Here is a 17,672-nt window from a genome sequence, read left to right on the forward strand (position 1 = left end):
GCCCCACGAACCTCCTTCCCGAATCACGACGAGCCCGCCATGCCCAAATCCGAAACTGCCGCTCTTGCTGTTGCTCACCACAACTTTCCCGAGCCGCGCAGCCGTCGCGAATTCCTCGGCCTGGCCCGCGCCGTCGCGGCGGCTGCGGCCACCGTTGCAGCGGTCGCCGCACCGCGCGCGCTTGCGGCTTCGACCGACACCAGCAACGAACTGATCTATATGTCGGCGACCAAGCTCGCCGGCCTGATCCGCGCCGGCAAGGTATCGGCCAGCGAAGCGGTCGAGGCCTACATAGCCCGCCAGCTGAGCGTCAACGACATGCTCAACGCGGTGGTGATGAACAGCTACACGCGTGCTCGTGCCGAAGCGAAAGCGGCGGACAAGGCCGCAGCACGCGGCAACTGGATGGGCCCGCTGCACGGTGTGCCGATGACCATCAAGGATTCGCTCGATACCGAAGGCGTGATCACCACCGGCGCCACCTATGGCCGTCAGCAATTCATTCCGAAGAAGGATGCGACCGTCGTCGCCAGAGTCCGCAAGGCCGGTGCGATCCTGCTCGGCAAGACCAACACCCCGGAGTTCACCTTGGGCGGGCTCGGCGGCATCAGCGCCGCCTCGAACCTGCTGTACGGCTCCTCGCACAATCCCTATGACCTGACGCGCAGCACGGCCGGTTCGTCCGGTGGTGCCGGCGCCATCGTCGCGGCGGGTGGTGCGGCTTTCGACATCGGCTCCGACTGGGGCGGTTCGATCCGCGGCCCGGCCCACAACAACGGCATCGCCGGCATCAAGCCGACTTCGGTGCGGGTGCCGCGCACGGGTCACATCGTCGACTACGGCGGCATCTTCGATCTCTGGCAGCAGCTGGGGCCGATGACCCGTAGAGTCGAAGACCTGACGCTGATCACGCCGATCATCTCCGGCCCGGATTTCCACGACGCCTCCTGCGCGCCGGTGCCCTGGGTCGATCCGGCGACCGTGGATATCAAGAAGTTGAAGGTGGCGTTCTGCGTCGACAACGGAGCAACAGGGCAGGGCGCAACGGATGAGGACACGAAGAAGGTCGTGCGTCAGGTGGCCGCCTGGCTGACTGGCGCAACGACCTCGGTGACCGAAGCCGCACCCACTGAAGTGCTGAAGACCTTGTCCGCCGCGCGCAGCAAGCTGTCCAGCGGTGACGGCTATGCCTACTACAAGCGCCTCGCCGAGAAGTGGCACACCGAAAACATCTCGCCGCAACGGAAGACCCAGATGGCCGATCCGAAGGTGCTGAGCACCGCGGAGATGGTCGAAGCCTGGGAACAGCAGGACGAGTGCAAGTCGCGCCTGCTCGCCTGGATGAAGAACTACGACGTGTTCGTCTGCCCGGTCTCCGGCAAGCCCGCGCAGCCGATCGATGTGCCCGGCGGTGCGCCGATGGGTGGCGGTGCCGGCAACGGCTGGCCGTACACCGGCGTGTTCAATTCCACCGGCTGGCCGGTGGTCGTGGTCCGCGCCGGCAGCTCGGCGGACGGCAAGCTGCCGATCGGCGTGCAGATCGTCTGCGCGCCCTGGCGTGAGGACATCTGCCTGGCGGTCGCTTCATTTGTCGAGGCGCAGAGCGGGGGATGGAAGCAGCCGCCGATTTAGCGATTTCCTTACACCTACACCCGTCATGCCCGCGCAGGCGGGCATCCAGTTCTGGCCGTAGCGCACCGCATCGAAACTGGATTCCCGCCTTCGCGGGAATGACGGGATCTTCTGTCCGTTCGACTCGAGAACGGTCCGCGCCAGCCCGCAACGCCAAAGGTAGGGGGAAGGCCCTGCGATCCGTTCCATGAACAGACTCCGCGCGCCGCGCGGCCCTGTACGCCACCGAACGAGCATTTCCATGGGATTGCCGCAGCCGCCGCCCGCTACCGATCACGATCAACTTGAAAACCTGGGCCTGAGTCGTCGGCGTTTCCTCGCCGGCACGGCAGCAACCGGTGCAGCGCTGGCCTTCGCGCCGATGCGCAGTGTGCAGGCTGCCGCTGGTGATGCGCTGACCTCGAAATCGGTCACCGAGATCGCCGCGATGATCGCTTCCAAGCAGGTCACGTCGGTGGACGTGGTCAAGGCCTGTTACGCGCGCATCGACGCCGTGAATCCCAAGTTGAATGCCGTGGTTGCCACCTGTCGCGAACGCGCGCTGGTGGAAGCGGCAGCGGCCGACACCCTGCTGGCCAGCGGCAAATCGCTGGGCCCGCTGCACGGCGTGCCGTTCACGATCAAGGATTCCTTCGATACCGCCGGTGTCGTCTCCACTGGCGGCACGCTGGGCCGCAAGGATTTCGTGCCGGGCAAGGATGCGACCGTCGTCGCCCGAGTCCGCGCTGCCGGCGGCATCCTGCTCGGCAAGACCAACACGCCGGAGTTCACGCTCGGCGGCAATGCCCGTGGCACCTACAACCTGATCCACGGCCAGACCTACAACCCCTACAACCAGGCCTACACGCCGTCCGGCTCGTCCGGCGGTGCCGGTGCCATCGTCGCTGCCGGGGGTGCCTACTTCGACATCGGTTCCGACTACGGCGGCTCGATTCGCGGTCCGGCCTTCGTCAACGGCATTGCCGGCATCAAGCCGACCCTGGGCCGTGTGCCACGCACCGGCCACATCGTCGGCTACGGCGGCGCTTACGACTTCTTCCAGGAGACCGGCCCGTTGGCCCGTCGGGTCGAAGATCTGACCCTGCTGATGAGCCTGCTCAACGGTCCGGACTTCTCCGATGCAACGATGGCGCCGGTGCCGTTCGGCGATCCGGCCAAGGTCAACCTGAAATCGCTGAGAGTCGCCTGGTACACCAGCAACGGCACCATCGACGCGTCGTCGGAAAGCCAGGCACTGGTCAAGCAGTGCGTCGCTTATTTCACCGCGCTCGGCTGCACGGTCAAGCAGGACCAGCCGCCGAAGATGCGCCAGCTCTGGGAGATCCGGCAGAAGTACGAGAACGCCGATGACCGCGCCCATATCCGCGCGCTGCTCAAGAAGCATGGCACCACCCAGGCGTCGCCGGGCCTGCGGCTCGATGGCGAGGAAGTGCCGAGTGCCGATTTCACCCGCCTGCTCGAAGAGATGGACGCGATCAAGAGCGAGCAGCTGGCCTGGGTCGAAGGCTATGACCTGATCATCTGCCCGGCCGCCAACACGGCGCCGCAGAAGATTCCGGCCGAGTTCGTGCGGCCGCCGAATTCGGCGGCGGCGGCCGGCGGTGGCTACACCAGCCAGTACAACACCAACGGCTGGCCGGCCGGCGTGGTCCGCGCCGGCACGTCCAAGGACGAACCGGGCATGCCGCTCGGCATCCAGATCGTCGGCCAGCCCTGGCGCGATGACGTCGTGCTCGCGGCGATGGCCCATGTCGAGAAGCAGACCGGCGGCTGGCAGCTGCCTCCCATCTAAGGCCAGAACGCGATCATGAACATGCCCAAGCAGATTTCAGAAATGCTCGCCGCGCCGGCCCATGCCGAGCAGCCGACCACCCGCCAATTCACGCGCCGCGACCTGCTCAGCGTGGTCCGCGCAGCCGCGGTTGCGCCGGTTGTCGCAGCGCCCGCGATGTCGGTCGCCCAAGCGGCATCGACCGACACCAGCAACGAACTGATCTACATGTCGGCGACCAAGCTCGCCGGCCTGATCCGCGCCGGCAAGGTGTCGGCCAGCGAAGCGGTCGAGGCCTATATCGCGCGTCAGCTATCGGTGAACGACGAGCTGAATGCCGTCGTCATGAACAGCTATGCCCGCGCTCGCAAGGAAGCGGCCGCCGCCGACAAGGCCGGTGCGCGTGGTGACTGGATGGGCCCGCTGCACGGCGTGCCGATGACCATCAAGGATTCGCTCGATACCGAAGGTGTGATCACCACCGGTGCGACTTACGGCCGCCAGCAATACATCCCGAAACAGGATGCGACGGTCGTCGCCAGAGTCCGCAAGGCAGGTGCGATTCTGCTCGGCAAGACCAACACGCCGGAATTCACACTCGGCGGTCTGGCCGGCATCAATGCCGCGTCGAACCTGCTCTACGGCTCCTCGCACAACCCTTACGACATGACCCGCTCGACCTCCGGCTCGTCCGGTGGTGCCGGCGCGATTGTCGCGGCCGGTGGTGCGGCTTTCGACATCGGCTCCGACTGGGGCGGTTCGATCCGCGGCCCGGCGCACAACAACGGCATCGCCGGCATCAAGCCGACCTCGATCCGCGTGCCGCGTACCGGCCACATCGTCGACTACGGCGGCCTGTTCGATCTGTGGCAGCAGCTCGGGCCGATGACCCGTCGCGTCGAAGATCTCAGCTTGATCACGCCGATCATCTCCGGCCCGGACTACCGCGATGCCTCCTGCGCGCCGGTGCCCTGGGCTGATCCGGCCGCCGTGAATCTGAAGAAGCTGAAGGTCGCTTTCTTCGCCAGCAACGGCGTCAGCGAAACCGATGATGACGTCAAGAACACCGTGATCCAGGCCGCGAAGTGGATGGAAGGCGTGGCCACCAGCGTCACTGAAGATCTGCCGAAAGCGATCCTGCAGGACCTCTACGACGCGCGCACCAAGCTGACCAATGCCGATGGCTGGGCGTTCTACAAGCGCATGGCCGCGAAGTGGGGCACGCAGAACTTCTCGCCATCGGTCAGCGAGCGGATGAAGACCCTGACGCCGATCTCGACCGCCGACACGGTCGCCGCGTGGGATGCAGCCGACGACGCCAAGTCGCGGATGCTCGGCTGGATCCAGAAATACGACGTGCTGCTCTGCCCGGTGGCCGGCAAGGCCGCCGAAGTGATTGATCGCCCGGCCTCGGCCGCGCGTCCGAACGCCTACACCTGGAGCTACACCGGCGCCTTCAACTCGACCGGCTGGCCGGTGGTCGTGGTCCGCTGCGGCACTTCGGCGGACGGCAAGCTGCCGATCGGCATCCAGATCGTTGCCGCACCCTGGCGAGAGGACATCTGCCTGGCCGTTGCCAGCTTCCTGGAAAGCAAGTCCGGCGGCTGGAAGAAGCCACCGATCTGAGCGCAGCCCTTGACCATCCAGCGTGTGACGGCCAGCTGGCCGCTTCGATCCCGACAGGAGTTCAGCAGCATGCGGAGTGGTCAGTTGATGCGACGGGGCGAGATGCTGAGTCTGGCCTTGTCGCTGTGCTTGGCAGCCGGCTCGGCAAGCGCGCAGGCCGCTCGCAGCGCGGCGGCAAGCTTCCCGGTCGAGGAGATCTCGATCGCCAGCCTGCAGGCCGCGTACAAGGCCGGCAGCACGACGGCGGTTGAAGTCGTTCAGGCTTCGCTGGATCGCGTCGCCGCCTACGACAAGCAAGGCCCGCTGCTCAACAGCTTCATCAATCTCAATCCGAATGCCCTGGCGGAAGCGGCGGTACTCGACGCCAGGCTGAAAGCGGGTGGCCCGCTCGGCGCTCTGCATGGCGTGCCGGTGGTGGTCAAGGACAACATCGACGTTGCCGGCCTGCCGATGACCTCCGGCTTCCAGGGCTGGAAGCACTACCTGCCGCCGACCAATGCGCCGATGGTGACGAAGCTGCGCGCCGCCGGCGCGATCATCATCGGCAAGGCTTCGCTGTCCGAGTTCGCGCGCGGTGGCGGCGACAACATCAACTCGGTGCTCTCGGGCTTCGCCCGCAATCCCTACAACACGGCGTTCGCCACCGGTGGTTCGTCCGGCGGCACCGGCGCCAGCATCGCTGCCAGCTTCGGCGTGGTCGGCATCGGCACCGATACCGGCGGCAGCGTGCGCATGCCCTCGGCTCACAACGCACTCGCCGGACTGAGGCCGACGGTCGGTCTGGTCTCGCGCACCGGCGTCGTGCCGCTGGACAGCATCCGCGACACCGCCGGGCCGATGGCGCGCTCGGTGACCGACATGGCGATCCTGCTCGACGTGATTGCCGGTGCCGATCCAGCCGACGCCGCGACGGCGCGCAGCAAGGGCCACATCCCGCCGAGCTATGCGGCGCTGCTGAAGCCGGATGCGCTGAAAGGCGTGCGCCTGGGCGTGCTGCGCCAGGTGTTCAACGCCAAGGTCGCCGACCCACGCGTGATCGCCCATTTCGAGCAGACCATCGCCGAACTGAAAGCGGCTGGCGCGACGATCGTCGATCCGTTCACCGTGCCCGAGCTGGACACGATTCCGCGGCCGCCGCAGACGCCGGCGCAGTTCAAGGCCGATCTCACTTACTGGATCTCGAAGCATCCGGGTGTGCCGTATCCGTCAATGCAGCAGATCGCCGATTCCAAGCTGGTTCATCCGCTGCATCAGGTCGGCATGGAACTCGCCGCCATTGCGAAACCGGTCGCCGAAGATGCCGACACGATCGAAGGCGCGAAGGGCGAGCAGGGCTATCGCGACGGTTTCACCAAGGCGATGAACGCCGCCAAGGTCGATGCCCTGGTGTTCCCGACCTGGGCGCAGTTGCCGGCAATCAACGGCGATCGCAATACGCAGCTGGTCGATGAACCGAAGCCTGCGCCGAATGCCGGCCCGACCGCGCTCGCCAGCAGCCTGACTTTCGTCGGCAGCGCAATGCAGTGGCCGGCGTTATCGGTGCCGAGCGGCTACCTCGGCGAAGGCTTGCCGGTGGGTCTGCAGATCCTCGGCCGCGCCTGGGACGAGGCGAAGATCATCAACTACGCCTACGCCTACGAGCAGGCCACGCACTACCGCCGGCCGCCGCCGACGGTGCCGCCGCTGGCCTCGTCGTTCGCCAGCCGCTTCATCGGCACCTGGCAGCTGGTGCGCATCGACGAGCGCGATGCGGCCGGCAACATCAAGCCTTCGTCACGCGGCCCCTCGACCGGGCAGTTGTTCTATGGCGCCAACGGAAGACTATCGGTGCAGATCATGAAACTCGGCCGTCCCGTGCTGGCGTCCGGGATGATGAACAAGGCCAGCGAAGCGGAACTGAAAGGCGTCGTCGAAGGCTTCAGCTCCTATTTCGGCACCTGGGAATTGCTGCCGGCCGAAGGCTGCGTGGTTCACGTGCAGGACGGCAATCTGCTACCGAATGGCATTGGCCAGCGCGCCAAGCGCTACTACGCCTTCGACAGTGCCGGCCGGCTATCACTGACCACACCGCCACGCGGCGAGCCAGGCCGTGAAACCTCGCAGATCCTGATCTGGGAGCGCATCTCGTGAAAACCCCATTCAAGCTGATCATCGGCACGCTGGTGATCGCCACCGTCGCCGGTCTCACCGCGCCGCGCTGGATGCCGCTGCTGCATGGCGCCAAGAAGCCGACCGATGTCACCGTTGCGGGAGAGGCGAAGAAGAGCGGCGAGGGCAAGGCCAAGGGCGATGGCGGTGGACGTGCCCCGCAGAAGGTCAGTACCTTGCTGATCAAGCCGGAACCATTCACCGAAACCCTGAGCGCCACCGGCTCGCTGCTGGCCGATGAAGGCGTGGAACTGCAGGCCGAGATCAACGGCAAGATCGCCGCGATCCGCTTCCGCGAAGGCTCGAAGGTGAGCCGCGGCGAGTTGCTGGTGAAGCTCAACGACTCCGATCTGCGCGCCCAGCGCGAGCTGGCCAAGCACAACCTGGAACTGGCCGTGCTGCGCGAGCAGCGGGTCGGCCAGCTGGTCAAGGAAGGCATCGTCACTGCCTCGGACTACGACACCGCGAAGTACGAGGTATCGGCGCGCATCGATCAGATCTCGATCATCGATGCCCAGATCGAGAAGACCGAAGTGCGTGCGCCGTTCGATGGCGTGGTCGGCCTGCGCTATGTCAGCGAGGGCAGCTACGTGAACGCGACCACGCGCGTGGCGACCCTGCAGCAGATCGATCGTCTGAAGGTCAATTTTTCGGTGCCGGAGAAGTACGCCGGCCGGGTCAAGGTCGGCAGCGCGATCAGTTTCTCGATCGTCGGCAGCGATCGTCGCTTCAAGGGCTCGATCTACGCCTTCGATCCGCGCATCGATGCCGGCACCCGCACCGTGGTGATCCGCGCCGTCTGCGAAAACCCGGGCGGCGCGCTGCTGCCTGGTGCCTTCGCCAATGTCGAACTGGAACTGGCGAAGCTCGATGACGCGATCCTGGTGCCGGCCGAAGCGGTGATCCCCGGCGTCAGCGAAAAGAACGTCTTCGTGCTGGTCGATGGCAAGGCGACGCGCCGGCCGGTCGAGATCGGCACGCGCACCGCCAATCAGGTGCAGATCCTCAGCGGCCTGGCAGCCGGCGATCGCCTGATCGTTTCCGGCCTGCAGCAGATGCGCGAAGGGCTGGCAGTGGCCGATGCTGCTGATAACGACGGCGCTGCCAAGGAAGGCCCGGCGACCGCCAAGGTCGACAAGGCCAAGGCCGGGAAGACTCGTTCATGAGTCTCGCCGAGCTCAGCATCCGGCGGCCGGTGCTGACCATCGTCATCTCGCTGCTGATCATGCTGTTCGGCGCGCTGGGCCTGAAATCGCTGCCGGTGCGCGAGTACCCGGCGGTCGATCCGCCGTCGATCTCGATCACCACCAGCTATCCGGGTGCCGCCGCCGAAGTGGTGCAGGCGCAGATCACCGAGCCGCTCGAGGAGGCGATCAACTCGGTGGCCGGCATCAGCGCGCTGACTTCGACCAGTCGCGAAGGCGCCAGCCAGATCACCGTCGAGTTCTCGCTCGATTCCGATCTGGAAACCGCGGCCAGCGATGTCCGTGATCAGCTGGCCCGTGCGGTGCGCAATCTGCCGCCCGATACCAATCCGCCGATTCTCAACAAGGCCGATGCCGATTCGAGCCCGATCTTCGGCCTGGCGATCAGCAGTCGCCAACGCTCGCAGCTGGAGCTGTCGGCCTACGCCGATGCACTCAGAGAACGCCTGCAGACGGTGCCTGGCATCGCCCAGGTCGAACAGCCGGCCGAGAAGCGCTACGCGATGCGCCTGTGGATGGACCCGGACCGCATGGCTGCCTACGGCATCTCGCCGATCGATCTGCGCGCAGCACTCAATCGCGAGAACCTGGAACTGCCGTCCGGCCGCATCGAGGGCAGCGCCATCGAGCTGCCGGTGAAGACGATGTCTCGCCTCAACACGGCCGAAGATTTCAACAACCTGATCGTCAAGCGCAGCGAGACCACCATCGTCCGCTTCCGCGACATCGGCTATGCCGAACTCGGCGCCCAGAACGAACGCGGCGCATTGAAGATGGGCGACAAGCCGATCGCCGGCCTGTACTTCAAGCAGCAGCCGGGCGCCAACCAGATCGACATCGTCAACCAGTTGCGTCAGCGGCTGGATGAAGTGCGCAAGGACCTGCCCAAGGATCTCAGCGTCGACATCGCCTACGACAACACCGAGTACGTGCGCCGTTCGCTGATCGAAGTCACCGAAACGATCTTCATCGCCTTCGTGCTGGTGGTGCTGGTGGTGTTCGCCTTCCTGCGCGAATGGCGCACCACCTTGATTCCAGTGCTGGCGATTCCGGTGTCGATCATCGGCGTGTTCGGCGTGATGTCCGCAGCCGGCTTCTCGATCAACACGCTGACGCTGCTCGGCATCGTGCTGGCGATCGGCCTGGTGGTCGACGACGCCATCGTGGTGCTGGAAAACATCTACGCCAAGATCGAGGCCGGCATGAGCCCGGTCGAAGCCGGCATCTCCGGCACGAAAGAGATTTTCATGGCCGTGGTGTCGACCACGATCACGCTGGCCGTGGTGTTCCTGCCGCTGCTGTTCATGGGCGGCTTGTCCGGCCGTCTGTTCCGCGAGTTCGGCGTGACCATCGCCGGCGCGGTGCTGATCTCGGCGATCGTGGCGCTGACCCTGACGCCGATGCTCAGCGCCCGCCTGCTGAAGGCGCATCAGGGCCACGGCTGGCTGTTCACCCGCACCGAGCCGATGTTCGATGCGCTGGAGCACAGCTACGCACGCGGCCTCGGCGGCTTCCTGCGCTTCCGCTGGAGTGCGCTGCTGGTGCTGGCGATCTCGGCCGGGCTGATCTGGGTGCTGATGGGCCTGCTGCCGCGCGAGCTGGCGCCGATGGAAGATCGCGGCCGGGTCTGGGTGCGCGCCACGGCCGCCGAAGGTGCCAGCTACGACTACATGCAGAACTTCATGGATGACGTCACCGCGGCCACTGCCGACCGAGTGCCGGAAGCGCATCTGATGATGACCCAGGTGCCGGGCTTCGGCGGCTCCAATGGCGTCTCCGGGCCGGTCAACAATGGCTTCGTGCGGGTGTTCCTGAAAGAGCGCGAGGATCGCCAGCGGACCCAGGGCGAGATCGCCGCGGACCTGCAGGCGATGGCCCGGCGCTTCAACGGCGCCAGAGTCAACATCACCCAGGAAGCGAGCATCGGTGACCGCCGCGCGGCGCAGGCCGGCGTTCAGTACGTGGTGCAGGCTCTGGAGATCGCCGAGCTGGCCGAAGCGCTGCCGAAGTTTCTCGAGGAGGTGAAGGCCAGCCCGGTGTTCACCTTCGTCGACTCGGATCTCAAGTTCAACAAGCCGGAAGTGAAGGTCAGCATCGACCGCGCGAAAGCGCAGACCCTGGGCGTATCGGCGCAGGACATTGCCCAGACCCTGCAGGCGGCGCTCAGCGGCCAGCGCTTCGGCTACTTCATCTTCAACGGCAAGCAGTACGACGTGATCGGCCAGTTGACTCGTGATTTCCGGTCGCGGCCGGATGCGCTCGAAGGCTTGTCCGTACACAACGCTTCCGGCGAGCTGGTGCGGCTGGACAACCTGGTGACGATGGTCGAAAGCAGTTCGCCGCCGGAGCTGTACCGCTTCAACCGGCTGGCGGCGGCGACCATCTCCGGCACCCTGGCGCCCGGCCACACGATCGGCGAAGGCATCGCCGTGTTCGATGCCGCCGCCAGGAAGGTGCTCGACAGCCGCTACACGACCACCCTGACCGGCGCCGCGCGCGACTTCGTGCAGAGCTCGTCATCGCTCGGCGTTGTCTTCCTGCTGGCGCTGGTGCTGATCTATCTGGTGCTGTCGGCGCAGTTCGAAAGCTTCAGCGATCCGCTGGTGATCCTGCTCACCGTGCCGCTGGCGCTGGCCGGTGCGCTCGGCGCGCTGTGGATGTTCGATCAGACCCTGAACGTGTTTTCGCAGATCGGCCTGATCATGCTGATCGGCCTGGTCACCAAGAACGGCATCCTGATCGTCGAGTTCGCCAATCAGCGCCGCGAGGCAGGTGCTGCGTCGGCATTAATCGCCGTGCGCGAAGCGGCGGCAGCGCGTCTGCGGCCGATCCTGATGACGACCCTGGCCACCTTGCTCGGCATCCTGCCGATCGCGCTGGCGCTGGGCGCCGGCTCGGAAAGCCGGATGTCGATGGGCATCGCGGTGATCGGCGGCCTCTTGATCGGCAGTCTGCTGACCCTGTTCGTGATCCCGGCGATGTACGTGATGCTGAACGCGCTGGTTGGCGGCCGTCGTCACGCGAGCACCGACGTGGCGATGCCGAGCGCTGGCGTGCAGTAAGACTCTGTGGGGCTCAGTGAGCCTCTGGCGCCGCTCTCAGCTTTGGGCGAATACCGTCAGGCCGCGGGTGAACGCGCACAGCGTCGATGGCGTATAGCCGTAGCAGTTGCGGACCGAGCGGCTCAGGTGTGTCGAATCGGCGTAACCGGCATCGAGCGCCACGTCGACCAGGCGCGGATTGCCGGCCATCAGGCTGAGGAATCGGCGCGCGCGCTTCCAGGCACGGAAGCGCCGGAACGTCGTGTCGGTCTGCTCGGTGAACAGGTGCATGAATCGGGAAGGCGACAGGAACACCCGGGCGGCGCACTGCTCGGCACTCAGCTGCGCTGTCTCCGGGCTGACGATCAGGTCGACCACCCGGCGGATACGGTGATCGAGCCGGCGCTGCGGCAAGGCGCTGCCGAAGAATTGAATGTCGATGTCCGCCTCCGCACTCCGCGTGTTGCTGAAGCCTTCGGCAAGCGCGGCCGCCGTTCGTTGCCGACGAGCCGGTGTTGCCATCAGCGTGGCCTGCAGCGCCGTGCCGTCGACCGATTCGGGCTCGACCAGCAGCACGGCGAGATCAGTCCCGCCGGGCAGCACGCGGTGCGGGGTCCAGGGCGGCACCAGCGCGAAGCGGGCGCTGCGGGCTTCCCGGCCGTCTTCGTGCAGCGTGAACGGCACGTCTATCGACAGATAGAAAGCCCAGCAGCCAAGGCAACGCCGGCTCGGCCGGCCGAAGTCCCCGTAATAGGCGAGTCGATCGTGGGTGATCAGCAGTCCTGGCTCGGCAGCCGAATGGGCCGGGTTTCGGACAGGCGCTGCCAATACCAGGGTCGATGCCATCACTGCGGTCTCCTCGCATGAATTCGAGCGTCTATTGGGATCACGCGCTCATCGATTGCCCCGGACTTTAATGTTGGCCGGGCCGCTCGAAGAAGGGTTGCCGGGCGCCGACTGACGAATGGTCAGCCGATTGGGTCAAGACAGCCGGCGCATCGCGCAGGATCGTGGCCTGTCGCCGGCTTCCCCGGCCTTCACCTTCTTGCGCCGCCATGATCATCGACGTCACCCCTTCGGCCTGCGAATTTCCGCTGCTGATCAAGCAACTGCTGATCACGCCGATCGCGCGCGCATCGACGCGCGAAATCGTGTCGGTGGACGGCCTGCGCTACGGCTATCCGGAACTGGTTCGCCGGATCGCGCGTCTGGCCAATGTGCTCGATGACCTCGGTGTCTCGCCGGAAGCGACGGTGGCGATCCTCGACTGGGACGGTCACCGATACCTGGAAGGCTATTTCGCGATTCCGATGACTGCCCGGGTAATGCAGACGGTCAATATCCGCCTGTCCGCCGAGCAGATCCTGTACACGCTGAACCATGCGCAGGCGGAAGTGCTGATCGTCCATCCGGACTTCCTGCCGCTGCTGGCACCGATCCTGGACGGCCTGGAAACGGTGCGGACGATCATCGGCATCGACGATTTCCACACGCCGGATCCGCGCTACGTCGGGAGCTACGAAACGCTGATGGCGGCGGCCTCGGACCACTACGATTTTCCGGACTTCGACGAGCGCACTCGGGCAACGATCTTCTACACCTCGGGCACCACCGGGCTGCCGAAGGGCGTGTACTACAGCCACCGGCAGATCGTGCTGCACACCATGGCCCTGCTGGCGACCTACGGCACCGCGCCCGCGCAGGGGCGGGTCAGCGAAGACGACGTCTACATGCCGATCACACCGATGTTCCATGCCCATGCCTGGGGCTGGCCGTACGCCGCGACGCTGCTCGGCATGAAGCAGGTCTACCTCGGCCGCTACACGCCGCAGAAGGTGATCGAAACCATCCGCCAGGAGAAGGCCAGCTTCTCGCACTGCGTGACGACCTTGCTGCAGATGGTGTTGAACGAGCCTTCGGCGGCCGGTCTCGACCTGCGCGGCTTCAAGTTCCTGATCGGCGGCAGCGCGTTGCCGGTGGGCCTTGCCCGGCAGGCGCTGGAACGCGGCATCGACGTGTTCACCGGCTACGGGATGTCGGAAACCGGGCCGATGCAGGTCATCAACCATCTGAGCCGCGAGGAAGCGGCGACCGATCTCGACACCCAGGCCGTCCTGCGCACCCGTGGCGGCCGGCCGGCGATCCTCTGCGACGTGCGCATCGTCGATGACGAGGTGAATGTGCTGCCGCGGGACGGCAAGCGCGTCGGCGAAATCGTGTTCCGCTCGCCGTGGAACACCCAGGGCTATTTCGGCAACCCGGACACGTCCGAAGCGCTGTGGCGCGGCGGCTGGATGCATTCCGGCGACCTCGGCGTGATGCATCCCGACGGCAGCCTGCAACTTACCGACCGGATCAAGGACGTGATCAAGTCCGGCGGCGAATGGATTTCCTCGCTCGATCTGGAAAGCCTGACGTCGCGCCATCCGGCCGTGGCCGAAGTGGCCTTCATCGGCGTGCCCGATGCGACCTGGGGCGAGCGGCCGATGGCGCTGATCGTTCTGCGCGACGACGATCGCGCCTCCTGCACGGGCGACACGATCCGCGAGCATCTGCAGGCGTTCGCGGAGCAGGGGGCGATTCCGAGGTACGCCGTGCCGGAGCGCGTGCTGTTCGTCGATGCGCTGGAAAAGACCAGCGTCGGCAAGCTCGACAAGAAAGCGCTGCGGGCGCGCTACGTCGGTCCGGCCTGATCAGCAGCGGCGGCAGGCCCGACAGATCGCCCCGCAAGGGTCGATGGCGGCGTTCGATCAGACGGCGACGGCGGCGCGCGATTCAACCGCACTCAATTCGAAGTTCTGGTAGCCGTCGGCAGCACCGTGTTCGCACTCGGCGCAGTAGGCCGCGTAGCCGCCGAGATAGACGAGCATCCGGTGCTTCTTGTTCGGGATGTTGTCGCCGAAGTACCAGCTCTTGACTTGCGCGAACAGCGTCGGCGCGGCGATCTGTTCGACGGTCTGCATCCACTGCGCCTCGCACTCGGGCCGCGCTTCGATGCAGTCCAGTCCTGTTCGGGCGAGATGATTCAGGCAGCGTTCGATCCAGCCGGCCTGGTACTCGGCGATCTGGATCGGCGCCCAGAAGGCGCTCGGGCTGCTGGGCCCGTTCATCATCATCAGGTTCGGGAAGCCGGCGCACATCATCCCGGCGTAAGTGCTGACGCCTTCCGCCCAATGCGCCTTGATGGTGCGGCCGCCGCGGCCGCGCACGTCGATCTTCTCGATCGCTCCCGTCAGCGCGTCGAAGCCGGTGGCGAAGATGATGACGTCGCAGGCCAGCAGCTTGCCGCCGACCATCAGGCCTTCCGGCACTGCGCCCTCGATCGGGGATGCATTGACGTCGACGAGATCGACATTGGCCTGGTTGTAGACCTCGTAGTAGCCGGTGCCGGCGCAGAGCCGGCGCGCGAGAATCGGATAGCGGGGTGTCAGCTTGTCGGCTGTCGCCGGATCGTTCACTGCTTCACGAATCTTGCTGCGCACGTAATCGGCACAGGTTTCGTTGGCGGCTGGATCGAGCAGCAGGTCCTTGAACGCGGTGTAGAAACTCAGGCCGCCGGCTGCCCAGTTGGCGTCGTAGATCGCCTTGCGCTGTTCCGGGCTCACTTCCAGCGCATTGAACTTCGGGTGCGGATCATCGAGGAAGGCCAGCGGGAAGAAACCGCCCATCGACTCGAACTGCCGCCGCCGCAGTTCCTCGTAGCGGGCCTTCATCTGACACAGGTAGTCCTCGTCCAGCACATGGTTGCGCGCCGGGATGACATACGACGGCGTCCGCTGCAGCACGGTCAGATGCGAGGCGATTTTCGCGACCTCCGAGATCGTCTGGATGCCGGACGAGCCGGTGCCGATCACGACCACGCGCTTGCCGGCGAGATCGATGCCCTGCGGCCATTGCGAGGTGTAGGCCTGGATGCCGCGATAACTGTCCAGTCCCCGAATCTGCACGCGCTTCGGCGCGTGCAGCAGGCCGGTGGCGAGGACGCAGTGGCGGGCCAGGATCCGTTCGCCGGTCTGCGTGGTCAGCGTCCAGCGATGACGGTCTTCGTCGAACACGGCGGTGACGATGCGGGTGTCGAGCTGGATGTGCTCGCGCAGGCCGAAGCGATCGGCGACATGATTGGCGTAGCGCAGCAGTTCCGGCTGCGGCGAGTAGCGTTCGGTCCAGTCCCAGTCCTGCTGCAGTTCCGGCGAGAACGCGTAGCAATAGGCCATGCTTTCGACGTCGACCCGCGCGCCCGGATAACGGTTCCAGTGCCAGGTGCCGCCGACGCTGCTGCCGGCTTCGAACAGCCGCACGTTTCGCTTGCTGCCGACGGCCCGGTACAGCATGTGCAGGCCTGCGAAGCCGGCACCGATGATCGCCAGTTCGAGTTCGTCATTCATCTCAGGCCACCTCGCCGATGACGCGGCTGGACGACAGCTCGAAGCCCGGATAGCCGGCCTGTGCTTCCTGGTCGATCTCACCGAAGTAACGCGGCGCGCCGCCGAAATAGAACAAGGGCGCGGACTTCTTGCCGGGGATGTTGGCGCCGAGAAACCAGGAATGGAGTTTCGAGCCTTCGCTCAGCAGGGTGGCGTCGAGCAGCATCTGCACGTAGTCCGTCCAGGCCCGGCAAGCTTCAGGGCGGGCTTCGATGCAGTCCTGGCCGGTCGCTTTCAGGTGGCGCAGCGCACCGCCGATCCAGTTCGCCGCGCGGTCGATCACCATCGGAATGTTCGCGAACGGTGCCTGCGGCCCGGAGATCATGAACAGGTTCGGGAAGCCATTCATGCAGATGCCGAGCTGGGTCTGGACCTCGCGGTTCCAGGTGTCGGCCAGCGACTGGCCGGCGCGGCCGCGCACGTCGACGTGCATCAAGGCTCCCGTGGAGGCATCGAAGCCGGTCGCGTAGACGATGATGTCGAAGTCGCCGAATTCGCGGCTGCCGGTCTTGACGCCGGTTGCCGTGATCTCTTCGATCGGATCGTCGCCGACATCGACCAGCGTCACGTTCGGGCGATTGAAGGTCTCGAAGTAGAAGTGTCCCAGTGGTGGCCGCTTGGCCAGCAGCGGGTACTTCGGGCACAGCCTTTCGGCGGTCACCGGATCACGGACGATGGTGCGGATCTTCCGGCGCACGAACTCGGCGGCGACTTCGTTCGATTCGCGGTCGATTAGCAGGTCGTAGAAGGTTTCGAACAGGAAGCGGAAGCCGCCGGCTTCCCAGCCGCGTTCGAGCACGCGCTGCTGTTCCTCGGGCGACACGTCCTTGACGGCGAGCGTCGAGTCTTCCATCGGGAAGGCGAAGATCTGCCGGTGGCACTGCGCGACCATCGCGTCGAAGCCGGCTCGCAGCTCGCGCTGCTCGGCGTCGGTGATGACGTAATTGCGCGCCGGCATCACGTAGTTCGGCGTGCGCTGGAACACCGTGAGCTGTGCAGCTTCGTGGGCGATGATCGGGATCGCCTGCACAGCACTCGCACCGGTGCCGATCACGGCGACCCGCTTGCCGGCGAAGTTCACCGGCGTCTTTGGCCAGTGGCCGGTGATGTACGTCTCGCCCTGAAAGGCATCGACGTTGCGGAACGGCGGCTTGTAGGTGACCGACAGCAGCCCGCTGGCGCTGACCAGATAGCGGCAGGCGTGACGTGCGCCAGTCGTGGTGATGACGGTCCAGAGGTTCTGCGCATCGTCGTAATGTGCGGAAGCCACGCGCTGCCCGAAGCGCAGATCGCGGCGCAGCGCGAGCACGTCGGCCGCGTGGTTCAGGTAGTCGAGTGACTGCTGCTGGGTGGCGAAGCGCTCCTTGAACGTGAAGCCGTCATTGAGTGCTTTCGAGAAGTAGAAGCAGTAGGCCCAGCTTTCGGTGTCGGTGCGCGCGCCTGGATAGCGATTCCAGTACCAGGTGCCACCGAGATCGCTGCCGGCCTCGAGGACCAGCGCATCGAGCCCGATCTCGCGGCATTCATGCAGCATCCGCAGTCCGCCGAAGCCGGCGCCGATGATCAACACCTCGTGCCATTCGGCTGCGAGCTTCGCTGCGAAATCATCCGCTGCCATTGCATCTCTCCTGGTTGCTTCACCGGTGCCAGGTGGTCCGAAGCGTCGGCGCATCTGCCCAGCGATCCGCATTCGAATCGACGGTAGCAAGAGAAGCTCGCTGCGCGCGTGTATCAACCTGCTATCCGTCGAGCACGCTGTTGGGCCAAGCCGTTCGGCGATCGTCGCCTCGGTCGCTACCGTCGGCCGGGTAGGGGATCGGCTCCT

10 protein-coding genes are annotated in these 17,672 nt (G+C 65.8%); 7 read left to right on the forward strand and 3 right to left on the reverse strand.

The window, feature by feature from the left end; all coding sequences use genetic code 11:
- Nucleotides 1-39: 39 nt before the first annotated feature.
- The 6 genes from G513_RS0105195 to G513_RS21480 all read left to right on the forward strand — a co-directional run bounded on the left by G513_RS0105195 (nt 40) and on the right by G513_RS21480 (nt 11,444).
- Nucleotides 40-1,632: an amidase gene (locus tag G513_RS0105195; RefSeq protein WP_022975762.1), complete on the forward strand. Its 1,593-nt coding sequence runs from the start codon at nt 40-42 to the stop codon at nt 1,630-1,632.
- A 241-nt stretch (nt 1,633-1,873) separates the two neighbouring features.
- Nucleotides 1,874-3,424, forward strand: a complete 1,551-nt coding sequence (locus G513_RS0105200) for an amidase (protein ID WP_022975763.1) — start codon at nt 1,874-1,876, stop codon at nt 3,422-3,424.
- A 15-nt stretch (nt 3,425-3,439) separates the two neighbouring features.
- Nucleotides 3,440-5,029: an amidase gene (locus G513_RS0105205; RefSeq protein ID WP_022975764.1), complete on the forward strand. Its 1,590-nt coding sequence runs from the start codon at nt 3,440-3,442 to the stop codon at nt 5,027-5,029.
- 87 nt (nt 5,030-5,116) lie between these two features.
- Nucleotides 5,117-7,159 (forward strand): amidase family protein, encoded by a 2,043-nt coding sequence (locus tag G513_RS21470; RefSeq protein ID WP_245563081.1) that lies wholly within the window; start codon nt 5,117-5,119, stop codon nt 7,157-7,159.
- Entirely contained in the window at nt 7,156-8,343 is a 1,188-nt protein-coding gene (locus G513_RS21475; protein ID WP_022975766.1) for an efflux RND transporter periplasmic adaptor subunit, read from the forward strand. The genes G513_RS21470 and G513_RS21475 overlap by 4 nt, the downstream gene beginning before the upstream one ends.
- Nucleotides 8,340-11,444 (forward strand): efflux RND transporter permease subunit, encoded by a 3,105-nt coding sequence (locus G513_RS21480; RefSeq protein ID WP_022975767.1) that lies wholly within the window; start codon nt 8,340-8,342, stop codon nt 11,442-11,444. Before G513_RS21475 ends, G513_RS21480 begins: the two co-directional genes overlap by 4 nt.
- Before the next feature lie 36 nt (nt 11,445-11,480).
- On the opposite strand, the gene G513_RS21485 is transcribed toward G513_RS21480, so the two are convergent.
- Nucleotides 11,481-12,269 (reverse strand): helix-turn-helix domain-containing protein, encoded by a 789-nt coding sequence (locus G513_RS21485; RefSeq protein ID WP_022975768.1) that lies wholly within the window; start codon nt 12,267-12,269, stop codon nt 11,481-11,483.
- A 209-nt stretch (nt 12,270-12,478) separates the two neighbouring features.
- Here G513_RS21485 and G513_RS0105230 point away from each other — a divergent pair, with 209 nt between their 5' ends.
- Nucleotides 12,479-14,116, forward strand: coding sequence for a fatty acid--CoA ligase (locus tag G513_RS0105230; RefSeq protein WP_022975769.1), 1,638 nt, complete (start codon nt 12,479-12,481; stop codon nt 14,114-14,116).
- 57 nt (nt 14,117-14,173) lie between these two features.
- On the opposite strand, the gene G513_RS0105235 is transcribed toward G513_RS0105230, so the two are convergent.
- The gene (locus G513_RS0105235; protein ID WP_028475168.1) at nt 14,174-15,808 is read right to left on the reverse strand and encodes a flavin-containing monooxygenase; all 1,635 of its coding nucleotides are present in this window, start codon (nt 15,806-15,808) and stop codon (nt 14,174-14,176) included.
- 1 nt (nt 15,809) lies between these two features.
- Complete coding sequence (locus G513_RS0105240; protein ID WP_022975771.1) at nt 15,810-17,465, reverse strand: flavin-containing monooxygenase; 1,656 nt, start codon at nt 17,463-17,465, stop codon at nt 15,810-15,812.
- Between the last annotated feature and the right edge of the window lie 207 nt (nt 17,466-17,672).

Origin of the sequence: Nevskia ramosa DSM 11499, from assembly GCF_000420645.1 — a bacterium.
Lineage (GTDB): Bacteria > Pseudomonadota > Gammaproteobacteria > Nevskiales > Nevskiaceae > Nevskia > Nevskia ramosa.